Source organism: Taibaiella lutea, from assembly GCF_008629695.1.
Lineage (GTDB): Bacteria > Bacteroidota > Bacteroidia > Chitinophagales > Chitinophagaceae > Taibaiella > Taibaiella lutea.
In genome coordinates, this window is sequence record NZ_VWSH01000003.1 from 659,463 (window position 1) to 681,312 (window position 21,850).

18 protein-coding genes are annotated in these 21,850 nt (G+C 39.8%); 4 read left to right on the forward strand and 14 right to left on the reverse strand.

Annotation, left to right across the window (positions count from 1 at the left end; genetic code table 11):
* Positions 1-31: 31 nt before the first annotated feature.
* Positions 32-1,786 carry a transcription termination factor Rho gene (rho, locus tag F0919_RS14050; RefSeq protein ID WP_150033401.1) on the forward strand — a complete coding sequence of 585 codons (1,755 nt, stop codon included), beginning with the start codon at positions 32-34 and terminating at the stop codon, positions 1,784-1,786.
* An 81-nt stretch (positions 1,787-1,867) separates the two neighbouring features.
* On the opposite strand, the gene F0919_RS14055 is transcribed toward rho, so the two are convergent.
* From F0919_RS14055 to F0919_RS14070, 4 genes are all read right to left on the reverse strand, one after another.
* Entirely contained in the window at positions 1,868-2,554 is a 687-nt protein-coding gene (locus F0919_RS14055) for a porin family protein (RefSeq protein WP_150033402.1), read from the reverse strand.
* 112 nt (positions 2,555-2,666) lie between these two features.
* Positions 2,667-3,878, reverse strand: coding sequence for a T9SS type B sorting domain-containing protein (locus F0919_RS14060; RefSeq protein ID WP_150033403.1), 1,212 nt, complete (start codon positions 3,876-3,878; stop codon positions 2,667-2,669).
* A gap of 86 nt (positions 3,879-3,964) precedes the next feature.
* Positions 3,965-5,224: a YCF48-related protein gene (locus F0919_RS14065; protein WP_150033404.1), complete on the reverse strand. Its 1,260-nt coding sequence runs from the start codon at positions 5,222-5,224 to the stop codon at positions 3,965-3,967.
* A 162-nt stretch (positions 5,225-5,386) separates the two neighbouring features.
* The gene (locus F0919_RS14070; protein ID WP_190277394.1) at positions 5,387-6,988 is read right to left on the reverse strand and encodes a T9SS type A sorting domain-containing protein; all 1,602 of its coding nucleotides are present in this window, start codon (positions 6,986-6,988) and stop codon (positions 5,387-5,389) included.
* Between the two features lie 525 nt (positions 6,989-7,513).
* Between F0919_RS14070 and F0919_RS14075 the strand changes: the two genes are divergently transcribed.
* Complete coding sequence (locus F0919_RS14075) at positions 7,514-8,020, forward strand: hypothetical protein (RefSeq protein ID WP_150033406.1); 507 nt, start codon at positions 7,514-7,516, stop codon at positions 8,018-8,020.
* 526 nt (positions 8,021-8,546) lie between these two features.
* On the opposite strand, the gene F0919_RS14080 is transcribed toward F0919_RS14075, so the two are convergent.
* The 6 genes from F0919_RS14080 to F0919_RS14105 all read right to left on the reverse strand — a co-directional run bounded on the left by F0919_RS14080 (position 8,547) and on the right by F0919_RS14105 (position 14,770).
* Positions 8,547-9,182 carry a GldM family protein gene (locus F0919_RS14080; protein ID WP_150033407.1) on the reverse strand — a complete coding sequence of 212 codons (636 nt, stop codon included), beginning with the start codon at positions 9,180-9,182 and terminating at the stop codon, positions 8,547-8,549.
* A gap of 4 nt (positions 9,183-9,186) precedes the next feature.
* A complete protein-coding gene (locus F0919_RS14085; protein ID WP_150033408.1) occupies positions 9,187-10,161 on the reverse strand; it encodes a hypothetical protein in 975 nt (324 codons plus the stop codon).
* A gap of 11 nt (positions 10,162-10,172) precedes the next feature.
* Positions 10,173-11,264, reverse strand: a complete 1,092-nt coding sequence (locus tag F0919_RS14090; RefSeq protein WP_150033409.1) for a hypothetical protein — start codon at positions 11,262-11,264, stop codon at positions 10,173-10,175.
* Positions 11,251-11,772 carry a hypothetical protein gene (locus F0919_RS14095; RefSeq protein ID WP_150033410.1) on the reverse strand — a complete coding sequence of 174 codons (522 nt, stop codon included), beginning with the start codon at positions 11,770-11,772 and terminating at the stop codon, positions 11,251-11,253. The genes F0919_RS14090 and F0919_RS14095 overlap by 14 nt, the downstream gene beginning before the upstream one ends.
* 29 nt (positions 11,773-11,801) lie before the next feature.
* Complete coding sequence (locus F0919_RS14100; protein ID WP_150033411.1) at positions 11,802-12,581, reverse strand: hypothetical protein; 780 nt, start codon at positions 12,579-12,581, stop codon at positions 11,802-11,804.
* A 269-nt stretch (positions 12,582-12,850) separates the two neighbouring features.
* A complete protein-coding gene (locus F0919_RS14105) occupies positions 12,851-14,770 on the reverse strand; it encodes a T9SS type B sorting domain-containing protein (RefSeq protein ID WP_150033412.1) in 1,920 nt (639 codons plus the stop codon).
* A 356-nt stretch (positions 14,771-15,126) separates the two neighbouring features.
* On the opposite strand from F0919_RS14105, the gene dnaE reads away from it, so the two are divergent.
* Complete coding sequence (dnaE, locus tag F0919_RS14110) at positions 15,127-18,753, forward strand: DNA polymerase III subunit alpha (protein WP_150033413.1); 3,627 nt, start codon at positions 15,127-15,129, stop codon at positions 18,751-18,753.
* A 126-nt stretch (positions 18,754-18,879) separates the two neighbouring features.
* Here dnaE and F0919_RS14115 read toward each other — a convergent pair whose 3' ends face one another.
* Together F0919_RS14115 and F0919_RS14120 are read right to left on the reverse strand one after the other, a co-directional pair.
* Positions 18,880-19,077, reverse strand: a complete 198-nt coding sequence (locus F0919_RS14115) for a hypothetical protein (RefSeq protein ID WP_150033414.1) — start codon at positions 19,075-19,077, stop codon at positions 18,880-18,882.
* 68 nt (positions 19,078-19,145) lie between these two features.
* Complete coding sequence (locus tag F0919_RS14120) at positions 19,146-19,670, reverse strand: J domain-containing protein (RefSeq protein WP_150033415.1); 525 nt, start codon at positions 19,668-19,670, stop codon at positions 19,146-19,148.
* A gap of 138 nt (positions 19,671-19,808) precedes the next feature.
* Here F0919_RS14120 and trxA point away from each other — a divergent pair, with 138 nt between their 5' ends.
* A complete protein-coding gene (gene trxA / locus F0919_RS14125) occupies positions 19,809-20,129 on the forward strand; it encodes a thioredoxin (protein WP_150033416.1) in 321 nt (106 codons plus the stop codon).
* An 81-nt stretch (positions 20,130-20,210) separates the two neighbouring features.
* On the opposite strand, the gene F0919_RS14130 is transcribed toward trxA, so the two are convergent.
* Together F0919_RS14130 and F0919_RS14135 are read right to left on the reverse strand one after the other, a co-directional pair.
* Positions 20,211-20,975, reverse strand: coding sequence for an exodeoxyribonuclease III (locus F0919_RS14130; protein ID WP_150033417.1), 765 nt, complete (start codon positions 20,973-20,975; stop codon positions 20,211-20,213).
* A 105-nt stretch (positions 20,976-21,080) separates the two neighbouring features.
* Positions 21,081-21,809 carry a 2-phosphosulfolactate phosphatase gene (locus F0919_RS14135; RefSeq protein WP_150033418.1) on the reverse strand — a complete coding sequence of 243 codons (729 nt, stop codon included), beginning with the start codon at positions 21,807-21,809 and terminating at the stop codon, positions 21,081-21,083.
* Positions 21,810-21,850: the final 41 nt, after the last annotated feature.

Consider the following 21,850-nt stretch of genomic DNA (forward strand, 5'->3'; position numbering starts at 1 on the left):
ACCTAATAAGATTAGTAAATCTCACATTTGAATGGCTTACGACATTTTGCAATTGAACGACATGATCGTTCCTGAATTACAGGATATTGCTGAAAAACTGCAAATTACCGACATGAAAAAACTTGGTAAGCAGGAATTGGTATATAAGATATTGGACCAGCAAGCACTGAACGATTCAGCAGTAGCGCCAATAGAAGAACCCAAAAAGAAACGCGGCAGAAAGCCAAAAGAAACGGTTGTGGCCGACGATACAGCAGAGGTTCCTGTAGCAACCGAAGAAATTCCTGTAGCATCACCAGAGGAACCGATTGAAAATACAGAAGAGAAACAAGTGCCGAGAGTTCGCCGTGAACGCAAACCGATTGCTCATGCAAGAACTGAAAGAGTTCCGGTAAGCTATAGTAGCCCTGAAGTCGAAGAAAAACAGCCGGACGTTTCACATGACGCAACAAGCTTTGAAGATCCGGCAGAAATAACACATGGCAAAGTCGTAACACCGGTTGAAATAACGGAAGAAGATAACAGCCCTCAGCCTCCGGAAGTTATATTGGCAGAAGAGTCCAAAGCCGGCGATGCACCAAAGCCACAGCAGAATAATCAAAACCGCAATCAGAATCCAAATCAAAACCGCCATCAACCACGTCAGAATGAAGGAAACTTCAATATTGAATTTGATGGCATCATTCCCGGCGAAGGAGTTATTGAAATGATGCCGGACGGATATGGATTTTTACGTAGCAGTGATTACAACTATTTAAGTTCACCGGATGATATTTATGTATCTCCTTCCCAGATAAAACTTTTCGGATTAAAAACAGGCGATACCGTAACGGGTAATGTCCGCCCTCCGAAAGAAGGTGAAAAATATTTTGCCTTATTAAAAGTAGAAACCATTAATGGCCGTTTGCCTGAAGAAATCCGCGACCGCGTTCCCTTCGATTATCTTACCCCGCTTTTCCCTAATGAAAAACTAAACCTGAATACTACTTCCAATAATTACGGAACACGTATCATGGATTTGTTTACGCCAATTGGTAAAGGTCAGCGTGGATTAATTGTGGCACAACCCAAAACAGGTAAAACCATGTTGCTGAAAGAAGTGGCCAATGCCATTGCTGCCAACCACCCGGAATGTTACCTGATGATTGTATTGATAGACGAGCGTCCGGAAGAGGTTACAGATATGCAACGTAGTGTAAATGCAGAAGTAATTGCTTCTACGTTTGATGAACCTGCCGATAAACACGTAAAAGTTTCTCAGATAGCATTACAAAAAGCAAAACGCCTGGTTGAAGTTGGCCATGATGTGGTTATTCTTTTAGATTCAATTACACGTCTGGCCCGCGCTCATAATACCGTTGCTCCTGCAAGCGGTAAAGTATTGAGTGGTGGCGTGGAAGCAAACGCTATGCAAAAACCAAAACAATTTTTTGGTGCCGCGCGTAAAATAGAAAACGGAGGATCGCTGACCATATTAGCTACAGCCCTTATTGATACCGGTTCCCGCATGGATGAAGTTATCTTTGAAGAGTTTAAAGGTACCGGTAACATGGAATTGCAATTGGATCGTAAACTGGCAAACAAACGCATCTTCCCTGCTATTGACATTACATCTTCCTCTACACGTCGCGATGACTTATTATTGGATAAAGAAACCTCTTCTAAAATGTGGGTATTACGCAATCATATTGGCGGCATGAATACAGATGAAGCTATGAACTTCCTGATGCAGCAAATGAGAGGCACTAAAAGCAACGAAGAGTTTTTGGCTACGATGAATAAGTAAATATTTGAACAATTCTTTGCATAATAAAGAGGCTGTCCCAAAAGGGCAGCCTCTTTATTATGCCTGACTATATATGGATATTTACAAATTTACTTTAAGGCCAATGTCGCCTCCTAAAAAGTAAAGGTGTTGTATAGAGTTACTTTCGGGAATAAACGACCATGTACCGGTCATTATATCATTAAGTGTATATTGAAATGCGGGACCTGCAATAATTTCAAAACGGTTATTTAGTTTATATTCTATATGCAGTGCTGTATTTCCCCATATATGAATTAAACCATAAAGGCTTTTAAAACGATTATGACCTATATTTTCCGAATGTTCTTTTTCGTCGGGGGCTTTGGTTGCGTAATTTATATTTAATAAGAAACCGGTAGATATACCAACAGAAGGCACTAACTTAAATCTGGAAGAAAGAGGTATTTGATAACCGATATCAATAGGAATGGCTATCTCCCGAAACTTTAATTTTTCGTAGCCGGTTGGCATTGTATCAGGAAATGAGCTTCCAAAAGTAAGACCTTGCTTATATCCGGTCTGTTTATATTGTAAGCCGGTTTCCAGCCTCCAGTTTTTTAAATGGTATCCGATTTTGGCTTGTGTATTAAAACCCGTTATGGAAGATATATATGGCTCCGGCCAATGAGAACCTTGTTTAATGGAGCTACTGCCAACAGCTCCTGATGTAATAATATACCATTTTTGCTGTGCATTGGTATGAGCCCACAATATGCAGGTGGCGATTAAAAGGGTTAATTTCTTCATTAAAAAATCATTTACCCTTAAAACGCAAATCCGGCTCAAATATTTTCCGGAGCAAAATAATCGTAAGAAAAACACAGTATTATAAAAATCTTACACACTACAAAGTGTACTATTATTTCAGCAAAACAAAATCTCCTTTCTTTACATGTGCCTCTTCCTTACAATCTCTATATCTCAGGTAATAAAAATAGTTTCCAATATCGCATAGCTGATTCCTGAAATGCCCGTCCCATTTGCCGTCAAGCTTATTGGTATAAAAAACACGTTCACCCAAACGGTTGTAAATACTTAATTCCATACCGGAAATATCTTCAGGATTCATTGGCATGAAGTAATCATTACTGGCATCATCATTCGGACTGAATGCATTGGGCATAAACAATTCTGAACATCTGGGTCCGCAGTATTTTGTAACGACTTTTACATCCGCCTTCTGCTCACATCCCTCTGCCGTTGTAATTTCTACGGAATAGGTTGAAGCTTTATCGATTTCAATAGATTTTGTTGTGGCGCCCGTATTCCATTCATAAGTCAAAGCATTATCAGGATAAGCGGTTAGTGTAAGAGTGCTGTCTCTGCAAATAACAGCTTCGTTTGGTAAAATAAAAGCAGCCGGTATTTCTTTTACTAAAACATCATCAAAAAGATAGTAGCTCATGCCGCTATGAAACTGTTCTTCGCCAAACGCACCAGGAAGTTGCGCCGTATCTGTGAGAGCATCGGTATTAAAATTACCGATGATGATTTTTGTTTCACCTCCTTTAGCAATGAAACAACCTGAAACCTTTGTCCACTCTGTCATTTCACTGATTACGCTATTGCTGTATTCTACTACCGGCGTTTCTTCAATGATATAAGAGGCCGTAGAATCATAGCGTATATAATGTTTGTTGGTCAGTACAATACCGATGTTCTTAATTCCAAAATTAATTACCGGAGATTTCAACATAGGCTTTACATACACTTCGGCATAATAAAGTGTATTTGGCTTTAACGGTTCGCTTAATTCCCCCTGAATATATTCTCTGTTATAAGCCGGCATAGCTCCCCAGTAACCCAGCTGATAACCGCCTGTCATTCCTGCTCCCGAGCGGGGCAAAGTCCCGCAATAATCCTGTACGCCTTCTATGGTCCACAATGCAGTATTGTAATAATCAGGTGTGGTAAAATAAGAATACCAACCCGGCAGCCAATCTTCAAGAAGTAAGCCTCCCGGCGAATTAGTGTACTGCTCAAAGTCGCCATTACGCACAAGATTCTGAGCACTTATTTTACCACACAAAAACGATGAAAGTAAAACAATAAAATAGCTGAAACGGAACATGACAATATTTTTAGGCCTATAATATCAGACGTAATCCATACCTTCTTTCTTTGTAAACAATACCGCTCGTTACAAGAAAATCATATTTATCGTTCTACCGTAATTCTTTTTACAACGTTTTTATCTTCAACATTTATTTTCAAAAGATAGATACCGCAGGCATTTCCTGTTAAAGAAATAATATGTTTATAATCAGGGTTTTTATTTTCAAAAATCACTTTTCCGGCGATATCCAAAACAGTAACCGTACTTTTTAGAGTTGACGTAATGGTAAAACATCCGTCATTAGGATTGGGATAAACGTTAAAACCATCTTCATTTAATGCCGGGTTATGAATACCGGTAACAGGAGGGGCAATTCTGTTAGTAACAATAAGACCGCTGTCACCTACTGCATAAGCAATGGAATCATTTACCATAGCAACAGAGCGCAACGGATGTCTTACCCTTTCAAAGCCGCTGAACATAGAGGTGCTGTCTCTCCAGTAAATCATTCCCTGCCCCTGCATCGTCGTAGATTCTCCGACTGCAATGAAAGAGTCTTTTTTAGATACGACAATACTTCTCATGATGGGATAGTCAAATGTCAGAGAATTGAAGTCCGCTACCCAGGTACGGCCTGTATCAAAACTCATCAACATGGTTCCTCCTTGCCCTGCACAGGCTGCCATAATAGTGCTGTCGTTTATGAAACGAATAGCATTGATTGTAGTATCTGTAGCCTGACAGGTAAGTGTATCCCAGCTAAGGCCGCCATCAAAAGTGCGGGCAATGTAACCTTTATCGCCTGCAACAATGCCCGTCTGCTCATTCCTGAAATCAATGGCTTTGAAGAAATAGCCCGCTGTCGATTGAAAAGTATGGTAATAAGAAGGCGTTCCTGATGGAATTTTATTAACTACATAGCCCGAAAAGAATGCCGAACCCGTTATAAAACCATTATTCTCTGAGAAGAAATGGCTGCAATAAGCAGCTATCGTTCCGGCATCTACCGGACTCCAGCTTAAGCCGCCATCCGTAGTTTTAAATAAGTCACCTCTGAAAGTCGGATCATTGTAATTTGATATAACGGCGTAACCCACACTTGCGCTGACGAAATCCAGATCGATTACATCATTAAAAGTATTCATTACCGCTATTTGTGACAAAGAATCCCAGGTCTGTCCGCCATTCACTGTTTTTAGAAGCACCCCATCGTAGCCCCCAATATAGCCCACCTGCTGATTGGCAAAAGAAATGGAAAATAATTGTCGTTGCGTGCCGGAACCCACTTCATGCCAATATTGTGCATTTGTCCGAATGCTGATTATAATAATCAGTAATACTAAAATCTTTATCTTTCTCATCTTCTTCTGTTTTAGTTGATGTCAAAATTAAAGCATTAACTTTTTTTATAATGGTACTTTGGGGCGTATTTAGGGTATTATGCGGTCATTTTTTGATTAATGGGAGTCAGCGTTTTCTTTTTGTTTGACAAGATTAATTGAAATTGAATCGTCATTACATCATTATTCTTTCATCACTTTACTCATAAAAACCTGTCCGTTTTTATCTTCACATTTCAATAAATATATGCCTTTGCCAAAGCTGTGGATATCTATTGATTCCTCTTGCTTTGATAATGATTTGGTAAATAAAATTCTGCCTGTCATATCGTAAACAGTTACAGATTTTAAAGCAGTGTTTTCGACACTTATTTGAATAATGTCATTTGCCGGATTTGGATAAACTTTGAAGTTGTTTGTTGCTGCTGACTCTGGCTCTGTGACTGCTAATGGTAAAGTGTCTGATATTGTAGCATCATTGATATAATAAGTCCAGTCATAAAGCGGCCTGTTATCTTCTAAAAAAAAGTCATAACCCGTAAGGATTATTCCCGAACGTTCGTAAGGCGAATTAATCCCATTAACTGTAGAACAGGAACTATGTGTTTTAAAATATTTCTTCCATTTTATATTTAAATTGGTATCAAGGCTGATTACCTCCAAATAGCCTTTGTCGCTATTCGCTGCACAGCTGGCAAAAAATAAATGGTGTGTTGTTGAAGCGTAGTATATAGTATGATCGTATGGATTGTAAGCAACAGAAACCGGCATCCAGATACTTTCATGTGCGGTATCTGTATTATCAAGAGGGCCGGAAACCACAAATTTATCAATACCATAACGGGTAGCGGCTGTATGTTTGCGTATCAACGGATAATTGCTTTCATCCCCTAAAGAGCCCGGCGCAAAACGCGTTGCACTTGCAGAAATAAGCGAGCCTCCGGGCAGTACAATAGTACCGGGGTTGAAAAAATAAGATAAGGCAACAGGATCCTGCACCGCTCCGTATTTGTCATTAAAAGTATCGAGCGTCTGCATGCTGTCGTTCACCAGGCACCAGCCAAAGCTACCGGGTGCACTACCCGATCCCGCAGCATAATTACCCGATACAAGGTATGTATGGTTACCCAAAGGCGTAAAACCCCGCATTAATGCAGTTTCACTAACCCTTGCATTTGAAATGGTATTGCCCATCGAATCCAGTATCAGGTGGTTGCGCCAGGGGAAGAGCGCAGGATTATATATCTGTCTATAACCTACAAAAAAATTGCCGTTATCCATTGGCTTTAAACAGTCAGAGAAAACAAAATCGATCTTTGCGCTGTCTTCTATTCTCTTCACCGGTACAAGCGTATTAAAGTGTATATCAATCCGCTGGTAGAAATAGTAATAAGGTGAAACTGTATTACCATGTTGGGCTTGCGAAGTATAGAAAAGATAAAACTGCTTATCTTTTAGTCCTATATAAGTTGCAAAAGTTATGCTGTCGCTGTTAAGGGTATCGCCGTACAGGTATTTCTGATCCAGTCTTTGCAGGGTATTTTTATCATATTTATTCAGGAAGTATTGGCTGGCCCAGCCATGCAATGTACTGTTATAAGGCCCTGCCTTTTGGCATGACACAAAATAATAATAATTACCGTGCTCGATCCAGTAAGAAGTTCCCCCGTGCTCTTTGTCCTGCATCTGATCCAGTAAATTCTGCAAATTATTTTGGGCATAAGAATGGAAATGCAGTATTCCCATCATCAAAAAAAGTGAGAGCCTGAAATATTTCGAAAGCATAAGTAGTATTTTAAGAGATGGAATCGAATCATTATGCAGCATACATCCTGTTGTATAATGATTCGATTTTAATTATTTTTTTTTATCTGTGAATCGTTATAGTTCAGTCAGAAGAAATCCTTGTGGAGCAAACCCGATATATTTACAGCTAAATGCCCATTAAAAATGAGTGCTTTATGTTGATTGAAATGAATAATTTAATTTTTAATTAAAAAATTTATGCTCAAATATGGACATTGTTTATGAATTATGATAATGTTTAACAGATAGTCTTAAAACTTTAACATGCGGTAATTATACATGCAAATTTCAAAGAATTTCAATATTTTCCATTGTTACGGAAAATATTCTTAAAAGGATAAAACAGGATGTTTCGCTTCTTAATTGATATTAAATGCTTTATGTAAGGATAGTTAATTTCCAAATTGTACATAAATATAGTTACATGGTACATATTCAGGAAAAATTCTGGCACAGTATTTGCACTATCTGAATTTTATTTATAACCCTTTAAATTTATTTAAAATGCCAATCAGCAATTTAAATAACGATCATTTCGAGATAGAAGATCGTGAACAGATTAATCAGGCCTGGTCAACCATTATGACCATATTGACCAGCAAAACCAGAAACCTGACGCCTAAAGAACGCCTGAAGTACGGCAGTGTCAGCGAAGAGAATAAACTGGTGGTACAGAAAGTACTGGAATACCATGAAAACCAGCCCCACCTCAGCAGCCCCGATGTGGATTTTTGGGAATTACAGGCCGATTGGAGCGACCGTATGTTCCTTGCCGGATTCATGTCTAAAATGGTGGAAGCTACCAATATTTGTAATAATGTGCGTATCACGCATGACTACGATGCCTTCCAGAATTCGAGAGTAGATTACAAGCATTGCAAGTACAAAATGGAGACCGAGCCGGGTGCAGGCTTTGAAGCAAAGTATAAAGACTTGCTGTATTTCTTTAAGAGTTATGTGGAACCGGCCGGAGATGATACAGAGGCCGGGAATGTAACAGCCGGACAGTAGAAACAGGATGTTACGTGGAAAGGGGATTAGCTTTAAGTTAATCCCCTTTTTTACCTCTGTATATCCATTAAGATAGGTCTTTACCCGTACGGACATAGGTCTTTACCCGTAATATGGGTAGTCAGACCCCGTCGGCTACGGGTGCTTATTATAGTTTTTACGGGCTTTGACCCGTTCCGGAACGGGGTATGAGCATTAGCGGAACGGGTTATGATTTATCTCCGTACGGGTTGTGTACATAGTTTTTACGGGCTTTGACCCATCGGCAGACGGGGGTAATGCACGGTCCGGACGGGGTAAGACCTATGTTCAGACGGGGTGAAGGGTATTATTTCAGTACAGATATGAGACATTTTAAATGTTCCATACCTCTTTTCATTGTGGCTTATAAGTTGTGAAATTTATAAACTATAAATTAATGATAGCAGTAAAGTAGAGCTTGCAATCTCTTTTTGATAAACACAAATCTAAGGTATTAAAGCATTCCTAGAATGAGTCTCGATGAGAAACTCTGCTGGGGGACAGACTATTCAATCACAAATTCGATAGGAGCCAAAGGGTTGCTTTTTTTATTAGCAGATATGTAATTCATATTTGAAAACAAAACTCTGCTATTGGACTTAAGTAATTTGAACATTTCAATCACTTCTGCAGGGAATGTGTTTCCTTCAAACGACTTTGAATAAATCGTAGTTTCATTTTCATATACTGTAATCGTATAATTTTGAACTCTGAAATTTGCTTGAAGTGTTGTTGCAGGTAATCTCGCAATAATTCCAAGTTGATTCTCAAAAATACTCTTATTGATTATTCCGCCACTTAAATTTGCCACAATAGCTACAGGAGCAGGTATTTCCCTTACTCTACATGGTACAACCCCTATTTTTTTATCATGTTTTTTTAAATAAACACTGATGTTTGCTGTACCCGATTTTTCGGGTATAATAGAATATCCGCAGCCTGTTTTGTCTCTAGAAATTCTTCCATTGTCAGTCTTTAAATAATAATCACTACATGAGTATTCGTTTATTGAAACACGGAGTGAATTTTCGAATCCGACATATAGAATATTCCCATCTTGCGAAGCAATAACATAGTTTTGGCTATATCCCTTATCAATAATGAATATTAATAGAAGTAAAAGTATCGCTAAATATTTCATTTTTCTAGTTTGTTGGAACGGTAGGGAGAACTTCTGATTTTCCTTCGCTTTTCTTGCGATCAATCATATTTTTTGTGCCACTTAAATCTTTATTATTAGTGGGGTCGTCAATATCCCCAACTTCATAAACCTTTATCGTAGTTCCATCCTCTAAAGTGACAGGTTCAAGATGGAATATTTCGTCTTTTGCATCTCCGCCAACTTCGTCGGCAGACCTAAAACCATCTTTTAAATCACCGGTATGAGTGGTTTCATCAATCATTGTTCCATAAAATTTGGTGATTGCGGCTTGCTTGTCTTCCTGACTTACGTTTTTATCAGACAGCATATTATCAAGGTTTTTAGCGTAGTCGTAATCTATTTGAATGTCTTTAGAATTGGATGTATGGGCATTAGCAGAACCATTCGTTTTTGCAGTTAATCCCTTTTCAAAAGTGATTGTAGGACTATTTTTATTGCTCCATTTTGCCACATTTTCGACTAGTTCACTGTTTGTATAACCACCATAAGTATTCTTCACAATGGCATTTTGAACAATAGTGCTTTTCCTCATATCATTCTGTATATGACTGGAAAGATACTTCGTAAGCATCGGAAACTCCTTTTTATAAGCCGCTGCTTTGCTAGCCGGATACTGATATAATCCATCAATGTCAACGAAATAGATTGGATTATTGGCCGCAAAACAATAAGGTGATTGAGACGGAAATTTGCTTGCCAAAGGGTCAATGGACAGCCACCTACTGATAATTTCCGGCGGCATGGCATTCTCACCTTCTTCTTTTTCGTCAATAAAGCCAACGATGGTTCTGGAATTGACATTGTATAAGATATTGCCGATAACCTCGATACTATCCTGATCAAAGGTTTCAACATATTTTCCCTTACTAAGGGTAAGCACTTCTTTTTTATCATCTCCCGCAAATGCGGAACTCCATAGCAAAAGGCTGATTAAGCCAAGGCAGAAATAGCGTAACATATGTGCATGTTTTATTTTGTGAAATTAATTTTTTTATTTGAATATTTTTCGTGTTGAGTTTTCAAAACAGACAGCCATTCCATATACATTTTGACCGGCATTCGTCTATAGCCAAGGTCATATATCTTACTTGTAAGCAGGGTCATATTTCCAAACAGCCTTTTGCTTTCAGGGTCTTTATCCAAATATTCTTGCGGCGTGCTATATCCGTCCGCTTTTAATCGTTCTGAAAACTGTCTTTCATAAATTTTGGATTGCAACAGCAACGCATTTATATAATTGGGGAAGTATGTCAGCGCAGTATTGCAGCACTTTAAGACAAAGGTATCAATTGCATTTCCTTTTGCCTGCATGTCCAGACCTTGCGCAAGGTCGACAAGACACATGGCAACGCTTTTGGTATTGCCAATCGTGTCCATATAAACGGCGTTTTGGATGGCGCTTAAATGCACATAACCCGAAGCCATTATCCATGCATCGATGGGAAAATCACCGCTTGTAAGTTCCGTATTATACCAGCCGTCCTTTTCGCTGAATAGTTTCAGATAAATATGATTGGGTGCCAACGCCAGATATGCTTCCTCACCGAGTTCCTGCACGATAATTTTGTAGAGATAAGGCATGGAATGGCAATTGCCCTGATGCGTTTCCAACAGCTTTGACACAAACATATCGCTCCAATCTGCCGAGCCGTCAAAATCGCTGAAATTATATTTATAAGGAATGTGGTAAAGTATCGTGTCATTAAAAGAAATGGGAATGCTGTCCGTCATAATTTTAAATACCGCCGCATATTTGCCAATGGTGGCACTGTCTTTCCCTTGATATAAAAGCGGATTGCTGCGCAAATATGCCTTTGCCAGTGCCGCAAGCCCTTTTATTGTCTTTTCGTAAGCTTCGTATGAGAGTGAATTTCGATAATAAGCATTTTCAACGGCAAATACGGCAGCCTTAAAGCTTGGCCTGCCTTTCGTTAACATAGTATAGATATTATTGTAAGCTTTGTTATATAAGCTAAGCTTAATGCTGTCTGTCTGTGCCAATGTCGCGAAGGAAAGCATCAATGCCAAGGCAAGCACCGTAAAATTTTTAATGTTGCCCATAGTTTATTTTTGAAGGATGTGTTTTCTGATATCGTAAAAACAATTCGTAATCCTGTTTGCGTTTTTCTTCGTCGATGGATTTCAGCCATTCCTCGTAGGCCGCTTCTGGTATTTGCGTATATCCGGCATCATCCATCTGCTTATAGATAGTGTGCATCTGGCTATAAAGCTTTCTTGCCTGCGGGATGGACAGGACTTCCTGCGGTGTTTTACCCGGCATCTGGCTTACGACATATTGAAACAATACGGTACAGTAATCCGATTTTATCGCCATGCCATAAGGATCATTGGGATAATATTGAAGCCCTGTATTGGCACATTTTAAGACAAAATCATCAAACCCGTACTTAACAAAGTAGCCTTTGCCTAAATCCTGCATCATCAGCGCGACAGCCTGTTTTGGTGAAAGCGTATCAAGATAGAGGTGGTTTTTGATAGCTTCTGATTTAATGTAACCACTTCCAAGAACATAGGCATCGGTCGTTATGTGTCCATTGGTCAGCTCCACATTTTTAAAAGCCTTCCCATGTCTGTATTTTATAAAAGATGTGAGGGGGAAGCGGACAAATAAGTTTCCGTCCCAAGTTCTTCGGCAAGTATTGCATAAAGCAACGGCATTGAATGGCACTGTCCAAAATTTGTATTCATCAGTTTGGTGACGAACATTTTCGTCCAGTCTTCCTTGCCATAGAAATCTTCAAAATCATAATGCACAGGGTAATGTGTGGCTTTCCTTTTTGTTGCAGGTTCTGTAACGGAGAGCGTATCGCTCATAAACCGAAACAGAAGGTTATTTACTTCCACATCATCTTTAGGGTCTATATTTTCTTCTTTCATTTTAAGGCGGCAAAACGTAACCAGATTTTGCACACTGCGGTCATAAATTTTATAATTCATTTTGTTTTGAAAATAGGCATTCTCCACAAGGAAAACTGCCTTTTTCAAACTCAAGGGGCTTTGCCCGGTCAGCATTGCATTGAGTTCATCATAGGCTTGCTGATAACATCCTGCGCCTGTATCGCTCAAATGCGAAGGCAGGGAATAATGAATGACTGGCTTTGAAAAAGCTTCTCTTACATCCACTAAAGCATTTTCATATTCCCTTTGATACTGTGCCTGTCTTCTTAGATCAGCATCATAAACCGAAGTGCCATTATTTGCATTAGGTAGATTAATAGGGCTTCGTTGATTAATGTCATTCACGCCTATTCCCTGCACAGGCGTGAATGTAGCAGGCTGTGGTGCAGACGGCATTATCTGTGCATTTATATTTTGGGTAGTCGATAAGCAAAAAATTACCAATAGGAATTTTCGCATAAGCTGTGTTTTGGTATCTCAAAGATAAAAATATAATTGAGATTGCATGCATTAAACAAACTTAAAAGGCTAAAATAATACCAATATGCTTGAAAGAATTAAATCATAAGCCATCAAAAATGACTTTGAAGAAATGCAGATAATTTTAATCTTACGAATAATTTGCTCGACTGACCTAGAACATAAAATTCAAAATGTTGCACCTATGTACCAATAAAACCCCCGCAGCATTAAGCTGCGGGGGTTTTATTTGAGCAGTTGATTTTGGCCTACCTTATTAAGGTAATATCTCCTTTGCGTTCATACAGCTTATTGTCGCTGCAGGTATATTGAACACGGTACATATAGATACCTGAATTTGCAGGCTCTCCGTTTTGGTAATTTCCGTTCCATCCTTTTCTTGGATTGGCATTGTCATAAACCATTTTTCCATAACGGTCAAAGACTTTGAATGAAGTCAGTAATTGTCCCGGTTCCATTGCCGGAGTGAAATAGTCGTTCAGGTCATCACTGTTCGGGCTGAATGCATTCGGTACAAAAACTTCGCAGCAAGGCTTCACCGTTACAAGCGTAGTGTCGGTTGAAGAACAACCGTAGCTGCTGTAAACCGTCAGCATTACCGGCGTGTTCTTATCAAAAACACCCCTGACTTCCGTACCCTCTTCTCCTGAAATAGCCCTGAAAGCCTTAGCCGGCTCCCATGTGTATATTCCGTCTGCGCTTAATTGGTCTGCTTTAAAGCTTAAGGTATCGTAAGAACAAAGCACGGGGTTATCATTTATAATAACGGCGGCAGGTACAGGCCTTAAATCAATTCTTAATCTGGAGGATGTGTCCACGCAGCCATTCAGATTTCCCGCCAGATGATAATCGCCGCCATCAAAAGCCTGGTATTTATCGCCTGTTTCTCCCGGCAACGCAGTGCCGTTTTTTATCCATTGATAAGCAGCGCCCGCTACCGGATTTAATACTTTTACGGTAATGGTATCTCCCGAACAAAGATCAATATGCGGTACTCCCGAAATAGAAGGATCAGGTAATGGCTTGGCTATCAGGTTAAGCGTTATATGAGAGCCGCATACATCCGCCGGCCCGCTGAAGATTAAAGTATCGTAAGTGCCGGTCAGGCCTACCGGCCTGCCATAAAAATCATAAGTATTTCCAAGACATACCGTTTCGTTCAGCACAACCTCGGGTGCAGAAAGAATCTGAACAACAGAGGTATCGCTTACAGCAACGCAGTTAATATTACCGGTTGTTCCCTGCGGGCCTGTAACATAACGAATCAGATAGGTGCCTATCGGCAAAGATGAAGGATCAAACACATAGCCTGTAGCAGGACCTGCCGTTCCCTGATCAAGCCAGGTAAGGCCGCCGTCTGTACTGTATTGCCACAAATATTCAGCAGGGTTATAAGGGCTGTTTATAACATTTGCCGTAAAGCCCAGCTGTGCATTCTGGCAAATAACCGTATCGAGCTTTGGCAAGATATGTGATTCGGGTACACATGGCTGAATAGTAATATCATCAATGGCAAGGTCGTTTCCAAAACCCGAACCGACAGAGTTGTTTACCAATTGTAATTTAACGGAAGTACTTGTCCCGTTATTGAATACCACAAAATATTGATGCCAGGCTGCATCTGCCGGAACATCTCCCGACGGGGAAGAACCCAGCACAACATTGCTGATTGCGTCAATAGCATTCAAGGTCATGTTGGCATACTGATAGGTAGGGTTTGTAGTAATAGAAGCATCATTTGCGTTCAGTATCCATACAGAAAGTTTAAGTGTCGTATTCGGGCACAGATTGTCCATTGTATATTCAAAGAAAACCGTTGCCGCAGTTGAAGGTGCATTAATCAACATCATTAATCCGAAAGGATCGCCGGTATGATCCGTAGTAGGAACCCAGTTGCCTTGTCCGCTGGCAGAGGGAACTTTGGCAAGCCCTGAAAATCCATCACTCAAAGTGCCTCCCGCCGGACCCGCTGCACCCACAAATGTAGTTGACGTAGATGCGCCCGGAGCATAAGTAGCTAAAGGCCCGTACCAGGTAGAGGTAGCATTTCCCGCACCGAAGGTTTGGTTGACTAATTTTTGCCCCCATACACCGTTACAGGTGTTTTGAGCAAAAGTGTTAAAATTTAACAATAAAATTAGAATCGAAAGTTCAATTATCCTTTTCATTTCTGTTGGCTTTAAGTTTGGCTAATATACTGAAAGACAAGGAGGAAAGGGCAAAGTATAGGCGCTACAGCATAAAATACATCAGAATGTAGCAAAATACAACATGTTAATTTTTACATTTACTGTTAAATGCCGTTATTATTTTTCAGGAAAAATTTTTTCTTGTATTCCTTCAGGAAAAATAAGCAAGACGGATAATCGGGAACAATGCTTCTTATTTTCCTTCCGGAAAACCGCTGCTTTTTCGTTACTTTGTAGCTTCTAAAATTTTGATGGCCGGGCTCCTTTTAATTGGTTTTGATTTTTAAGAAATCATTATCAAACCGGCGCATCATCAAATTATCATATCAAAAGAAATGCAGTTTTCTCACTTACATAATCATACACAGTTTTCATTATTGGATGGCGCATCCTCTATAGGGCGGTTATTTAAAAAAGCGGAAAAAGACGGCATGCCCGCAGTGGCAATAACAGACCACGGCAATATGTTCGGCGCTTTTGAATTTGTATCGCAGGCATGGAAGAATACAAAAGTTGTAGGAACTACGCCTGATGGAAAAGAGATAAAAGAACCGGTTGTAAAACCCATTGTAGGATGCGAAGTTTATTTGGTAGAAAACAGGCATAAACGCCAGTTTACAAGAGAAGAAGGGAAAGACAAGAGATACCATCAACTGTTTCTGGCTAAAAATGAAATAGGTTATCAAAACCTTGTAAAGCTTTGCTCTCTTGGCTTTATGGAAGGTCTGTACGGTAAATATCCGCGTGTAGATAAAGAATTGGTTTTAAAATATCATGAAGGGCTGATTGCTACTACGTGTTGTATCGGTGCATCGGTGCCGCAGGCCATATTGAAAAAAACAGAAGAAGAAGCAGAAAAAGAATTCAAATGGTGGCTCGATTTATTCGGCGATGATTATTATGTGGAGTTACAGCGTCATGAGATTCCGGAACAGCTAAAAGTGAACGAGGTATTACTGAAGTTTGCGAAGAAGTTTAATGTGCCTGTAATTGCATCCAACGATTCGCATTATGTAGAAAAAGAGGATGCCAATGCACATGATATCCTGCTTTGCATCAATACCGGCGAAAAACAAAGCACGCCAACCAATAAAGAATTTTCGGACGATGATGAAGTAAAAAACAAAAACACTCGTTTTGCTTTTTACAATGACCAGTTTTATTTCAAGACAAAGGATGAAATGACGCATTTGTTCAACGACGTTCAATATGCCGTTGACAATACGCAAATGATTGTGGATAAGATAAAGCCTTTAAAGCTGGAGCGCGATATTCTGCTGCCCCACTTTAAAGTGCCGCCTGAATTCAACGATAATCAGGATGCTTATCTGGAACATCTTACATGGATGGGTGCTAAAGAGCGTTACAAGGAAATCACACCCGAAGTAGAAGAACGGTTGAACTTTGAATTGTTCACCATCCGTACGATGGGTTTTGCGGGTTACTTCCTGATTGTATCTGATTTTATTAAAGCAGGAAGAGATTTAGGCGTTTTTATCGGGCCGGGCCGTGGTTCTGCCGCAGGCTCTGTGGTGGCTTATTGTACCGGTATTACAAATATCGACCCTATTAAATACAATTTACTGTTTGAGCGTTTCCTGAATCCGGACCGTAAATCTATGCCCGATATCGATACGGATTTTGACGATGTTGGCCGTCAGAAAGTAATCGACTATGTGGTAGATAAATATGGCAAGAACCAGGTAGCGCATATTGTGACTTATGGTACGATGGCGGCAAAGTCAAGTATCAAGGACGTGGCGCGTGTATTGGATTTGCCGTTGCAGGATGCAAATATATTGGCAAAGTTAGTACCCGATAAGCCGGGCATTTCTTTAAAAAGAATTTTACGTGCGCCTATTGAAACCAGTACTGACAGCGAAAAAAGCCTGAAAGATAAAGAAGGATTACAGGAAGAGGACTTAATAAACGTAAGAAGGCTGCGCGAAATACTGGAAGAAACAGGTATTCAGGGAAATGTAATCAGGGATGCAGAGAAACTGGAAGGATCGGTTCGTAATACGGGTATCCATGCCGCAGGTATCATTATTGCGCCAAAAGACTTGTCGGATCTGATTCCGGTAAGTACGGTGAAAGATATTAACCTGCTTGTTACGCAATTTGAGGGAAACGTCATTGAAAATGCAGGCGTTATTAAAATGGACTTTCTGGGTTTAAAAACCCTTACCATTATTAAAGATGCCTTAGCTTTAATCAAAAGAAATCACGGTATCGACATAAGCATTGACGATGTGCCGCTGGATGACAGAGAAACCTATGAGTTATATCAGCGCGGCGATACCAATGCTACTTTCCAGTTTGAGAGCCCGGGAATGCAAAAGCACTTACGTGATTTAAAACCCGATAAGTTTGCCGATCTCATCGCCATGAATGCTTTGTATCGTCCGGGTCCTATTGCTTATATCCCCAACTTTATTAAGCGTAAGCATGGTGAAGAAGCCATTACTTATGATATTCCCGAGTTAGAAGAATATTTGTCTGATACTTATGGTATTACCGTGTACCAGGAACAGGTAATGCTTTTGTCGCAATCTATAGGTGGCTTTAGTAAAGGCGACGCCGACGTATTGCGTAAGGCAATGGGTAAAAAGCAAAAGGCTGTACTGGATAAAATGAAAGTACAGTTTATGGAAGGAGCGAAGGCAAAAGGCCATCCTGCCGATAAGCTCGAAAAAATATGGACCGACTGGGAAGCATTTGCCCAATACGCTTTTAACAAGTCGCACTCTACCTGTTATGCATTTGTAGCTTATCAGACAGCTTATCTGAAAGCACATTTTCCGCCGGAATATATGGCGGCGGTGATGAATAATGCCAATAGCATTGAGAAGATAACTTTCTTTATGGAAGAGTGCCAGCGGATGGGTATTAAGGTGTTGGGACCTGATATTAATGAATCGCTGAAAGGGTTTTCGGTAAACAGAGACGGTATTGTCCGTTTCGGGTTAGGCGCCATTAAAGGTGTGGGAGAAGCTGCTGTTGAGGACCTCATTGCAGAGCGTGAAGCGAATGGCGTTTTCAAATCTATTTTTGATATGATAACCCGTGTGAACCAACGCACGGTTAATAAGAAGTCATTGGAAAGCCTCGTGCACGCTGGTGGTTTCGATTGTTTTACCGAACATCACAGGGCGCAGTATTTTCATGCACCTACTATGGATCCGGTTACAGGCATTGAACGCATCATCCGCTTTGGCAGCCAGTTTCAGGCAGCACAATCCATGACCGTAAATAGTTTGTTCGGCGATGCAGAAATGCCGGATATCAAACCGCCTGATTTGCCTGCATGTGAAAAATGGACCTTACATGATTTGCTGGAAAAAGAGAAAGATGCCATCGGCATTTATTTAAGCGGCCACCCGTTAGATGGCTTCAGGTTTGAAATACAGCATTATAATATTATTCCCATAAATGAATTGGATAACTTCAGAGGCCGCCAGATAAGAGTTGCAGGTTTTGTAAGCAATCCTTATCATGGCATTTCAAAGAAAGGTGATAAGTACGGAAGAATGGTATTGAATGATTACAGCGGTAACCTGGAATTGAATTTCTGGAAAGAAAACTATGTTCAATATGGCAACTATCTGGAAGAATCACAAAAACTGATGATTACCGGAACGTACGACGAAAGCCGTTTCCGTCCGGGTCAATTGGAATTCAGGATACAAGGTGTAATGCTATTGAGCGATGTAAAATCGAAGTTTACAAAACGGTTGTCTATGGCTTTGCCATTACAAAAACTGGATAAAGATCTTGTGGATTTTCTGCAAACCAATTTTCTGCAAAATCCCGGTGGCTGCGATCTGAGTATCATTGTAACCGATGAAGAATCTGAATACAGGGCAGCGCTAAGATCCAGCAGCGGCAAGGTTTTAGTAAATGATGATCTGATAGAATATTTACAGACTGCAGATATTGCCTATAAGGTGGAGGTGAGTTAATGAACGAAATTTGGGGCAATATTATATTTTACCCTTTTCAGATTCTCATTCAAGCTATTAAAAAAGAAAAGAACCGCTAGTATTTATTACAGCGGTTCTTTTCTTTTTATTTTTTGATAAAAAATTCTAATTAATTCCCGGAATCAGGCTAAATACTAAATTCTTATAAGATTCTAATTTAAATATTCCGGCAAAACTGAATTGCGGATTGGAGTGCTGCAATGCGCCGATGGTCATAATAGCAATACCTGAAACAAAGCAAAGAATACACATTACCAACAATAAATAAGCATTCCTTTTGCGAATTGTATTTTTAGTTATCATACCTATGATTGTTTAGATTTGGATGGTAAAGCTATACAATAAATCTATATATTCCTAATAACAAATGCTCACCATGGTCTTTTAATTTCATTTGTATTCGTTGTGCCGGAATTTAAAGTGTCCTTTGGCGTAAAAAAGGCATTTTGTTGTACTCCGGTGGATATAGGAAGGTTATAATCATGTTTTGTATCTGTTGCTGCCGAAATGGAGCCGGAAACCATCCTGATGAAATAAAATACCATCAATAAAATAGTAGCATAAGAAGCATAGGTTTTCCTTTTGGATTCAACAGGAGGTTGATATGCCTGATATTCATACTGTGGTTCATAATAATACGCTTCCAATTCCGGCCTTTCCCCTAAAACATTGAACCTGTATTGCTGATCATAGATTTCTTTTTTATAATTGTCCGACAACGCTTCGTAAGCCTCCGTTATTTCCTGGAATTTGGCCGTATAGCTTTCTGCATCTTCGGGATGCATATCCGGATGCAATAAACGGGCCATTTTCCGATAAGCAAGTTTGATTTCGGCCTCAGATGCCGAAAAAGGGATGCCTAATATGTCGTAATAATCTTTAAATTTCTGTGCCACGCTGTTTTGATTAAACCGTAGCAAACTTATTAAAAAATAATAATCCCTGATTATATAAGTATTCAATCAGCCTATTGTTGCAATATGATTTTGGTGTTACCTTTGTTCTTTCTTTGTAAATAATTAAACAAAAATAAAATGGCAGCAGTATTCACCGATGCTAACTTCGATAACGAAGTGTTGCAGTCTGATAATTTATCTGTAGTTGACTTTTGGGCACCTTGGTGCGGACCTTGTATCGCTTTAGGACCAACCATCGATGCGCTTTCAAAAGAATATGAAGGTAAAGTGAATGTAGGAAAAGTAAACGTGGATGAAAATCCGACTTTATCAGTTAATTATGGTGTTACAAGCATTCCTTGCGTGTTGTTCATCAAGAACGGACAAGTTGTGGATAAGCAGGTAGGCGCCGCTCCTAAATCAGCATTCGAAAAGAAAATCCAACAGCATTTAAGCTAAGGTTTTCCTGACTATAAAAATGCCACGTCAAAAGACGTGGCATTTTTATTTCTGTTTATCAAAGCTTTTTCTTTATCAATATTATAGATCCAGTTCCGCAAATACCGGGCAGTGGTCCGAATGTTTTACATCAGGGTAAATAGCAGCTCCTTTTAACTTTGATTCAAGCGATTTACTGACCGTTATATAGTCAATGCGCCAACCTTTATTATTGGCTCTTGAATTTGCCCTGAAACTCCACCAGCTATAATGATGCGGCTCTGCATTGAAATGCCGGAACGTATCTACGAATTCACTATTAAACCATTTGTCCATCCAGGCACGTTCTTCGGGCAGAAAACCGCTGCTGTCTTTATTGCTGATAGGGTTATGAATATCTATTGGCTTATGACAGATATTATAGTCACCTGTAATGATAAGATTAGGTCTTTCTTTTTTCAATGCATCAATGTATTCATAAAATTCCGCCAGCCATTGATACTTGTAGGTTTGCCTTTCGTCGCCACTGGAGCCGCTTGGAAAGTATGCATTTATTAAAGTAACATCCCCGAAATCGGCTCTGATAACACGCCCTTCCGCATCGCTTTGCATAATACCATTACCGTATTGCACAAAATTCGGCTCTGTTTTTGAAAAAATAGCAACGCCGCTATAGCCCTTCTTCTGAGCCGGAAACCAAAAAGTATGAAAGCCCAATGCTTCAATAGCAGCAAAATCCACATTCTCCTTATGTGCCTTAATTTCCTGCAAACAAATTACATCAGTGGGATTTGTAGCCAGCCAATCAATAAAACCCTTTGTAATGGCGCTTCTCAGCCCGTTGACATTATATGAAATGATTCTCATTTTTTTGATTTAAGATTCAAAAGTAAAATTGAAAATAAAGATAGCGTATTGCATTTCAATTTTAAAAACAGCTCAGCAATTTCAATAATAAAACCATGCAATAATTTACGAAGCGACCACCAGCTCTTTTCCGTTGTAGATAGGAACAACCGGATGTAAATTGGGCGTGGTGCAGTATTGCAGATCTTTTTGCAAACCAAACCCCGATAATCTTCTGTAATGATTGCTGTCCTTTACAAATTCCAGTATTGAAGGATATTGCTGAGATTGCAGGTACAGTTCCCTTGCCATTCTCGCGCTGTCGCACTCCATTGTAAAATGTTCTTTTATCTTTTCGGCAACGGCACCCGCAAAAAGGCTGTCTTCAATATTGACACGGTCTTTCCAGGCGGAGCAGGCCAGCAGCACTTTTTTATTTTGCCTGATTAAATAAGCACAAACCGCATCCATATTTAAAAACGACCCCGTGATGATAGAATCCGCATCGCTTACCATGTGCAATAATTTGGTGCCGTTTGTTGTGGTAAGCGCCAATGTCTTATGCTGAATAAAAGAGGTTGGATATTCAAGCGGAGAATTACCATATTGCAGTCCCGGCGCTACTTTCCCGTCTCTTTCTCCTGCGGTAATGCAATTGTCCAGCTTATCTTTCAGCGAAATGCATTCTTCTACCGAAGCAACGGGAACAACACATCTGGCCCCATTATCCAAAGCAGCTGCAATGGTGGAGGTTGCACGAAAAACATCAATAATTACAACAACTGTATCTTTAGTATCATATAAATGAAGCAATGCCGGCGAAAGGCAGACTTCCAGAGAAGGTAGGTTGGTCATGCTGCAAAAGTAAATAAGAATTAGTGCATTTTTTGTTCGGG

What these genes read in the sequence shown, in the direction of transcription:
- F0919_RS14060 (WP_150033403.1), bottom strand. Translation starts at nt 3,878, where the DNA reads ATGTTCCGTTTCAGCTATTTTATTGTTTTACTTTCATCGTTTTTGTGT.
- F0919_RS14105 (WP_150033412.1), bottom strand. Translation starts at nt 14,770, where the DNA reads ATGAAAAGGATAATTGAACTTTCGATTCTAATTTTATTGTTAAATTTT.
- rho (WP_150033401.1), top strand. Translation starts at nt 32, where the DNA reads ATGGCTTACGACATTTTGCAATTGAACGACATGATCGTTCCTGAATTA.
- F0919_RS14085 (WP_150033408.1), bottom strand. Translation starts at nt 10,161, where the DNA reads ATGTTACGCTATTTCTGCCTTGGCTTAATCAGCCTTTTGCTATGGAGT.
- trxA (WP_150033416.1), top strand. Translation starts at nt 19,809, where the DNA reads ATGGCAGCAGTATTCACCGATGCTAACTTCGATAACGAAGTGTTGCAG.
- F0919_RS14090 (WP_150033409.1), bottom strand. Translation starts at nt 11,264, where the DNA reads ATGGGCAACATTAAAAATTTTACGGTGCTTGCCTTGGCATTGATGCTT.
- F0919_RS14080 (WP_150033407.1), bottom strand. Translation starts at nt 9,182, where the DNA reads ATGAAATATTTAGCGATACTTTTACTTCTATTAATATTCATTATTGAT.
- F0919_RS14135 (WP_150033418.1), bottom strand. Translation starts at nt 21,809, where the DNA reads ATGACCAACCTACCTTCTCTGGAAGTCTGCCTTTCGCCGGCATTGCTT.
- F0919_RS14070 (WP_190277394.1), bottom strand. Translation starts at nt 6,988, where the DNA reads ATGCTTTCGAAATATTTCAGGCTCTCACTTTTTTTGATGATGGGAATA.
- F0919_RS14100 (WP_150033411.1), bottom strand. Translation starts at nt 12,581, where the DNA reads ATGCGAAAATTCCTATTGGTAATTTTTTGCTTATCGACTACCCAAAAT.
- F0919_RS14130 (WP_150033417.1), bottom strand. Translation starts at nt 20,975, where the DNA reads ATGAGAATCATTTCATATAATGTCAACGGGCTGAGAAGCGCCATTACA.
- F0919_RS14065 (WP_150033404.1), bottom strand. Translation starts at nt 5,224, where the DNA reads ATGAGAAAGATAAAGATTTTAGTATTACTGATTATTATAATCAGCATT.
- dnaE (WP_150033413.1), top strand. Translation starts at nt 15,127, where the DNA reads ATGCAGTTTTCTCACTTACATAATCATACACAGTTTTCATTATTGGAT.
- F0919_RS14075 (WP_150033406.1), top strand. Translation starts at nt 7,514, where the DNA reads ATGCCAATCAGCAATTTAAATAACGATCATTTCGAGATAGAAGATCGT.
- F0919_RS14115 (WP_150033414.1), bottom strand. Translation starts at nt 19,077, where the DNA reads ATGATAACTAAAAATACAATTCGCAAAAGGAATGCTTATTTATTGTTG.
- F0919_RS14055 (WP_150033402.1), bottom strand. Translation starts at nt 2,554, where the DNA reads ATGAAGAAATTAACCCTTTTAATCGCCACCTGCATATTGTGGGCTCAT.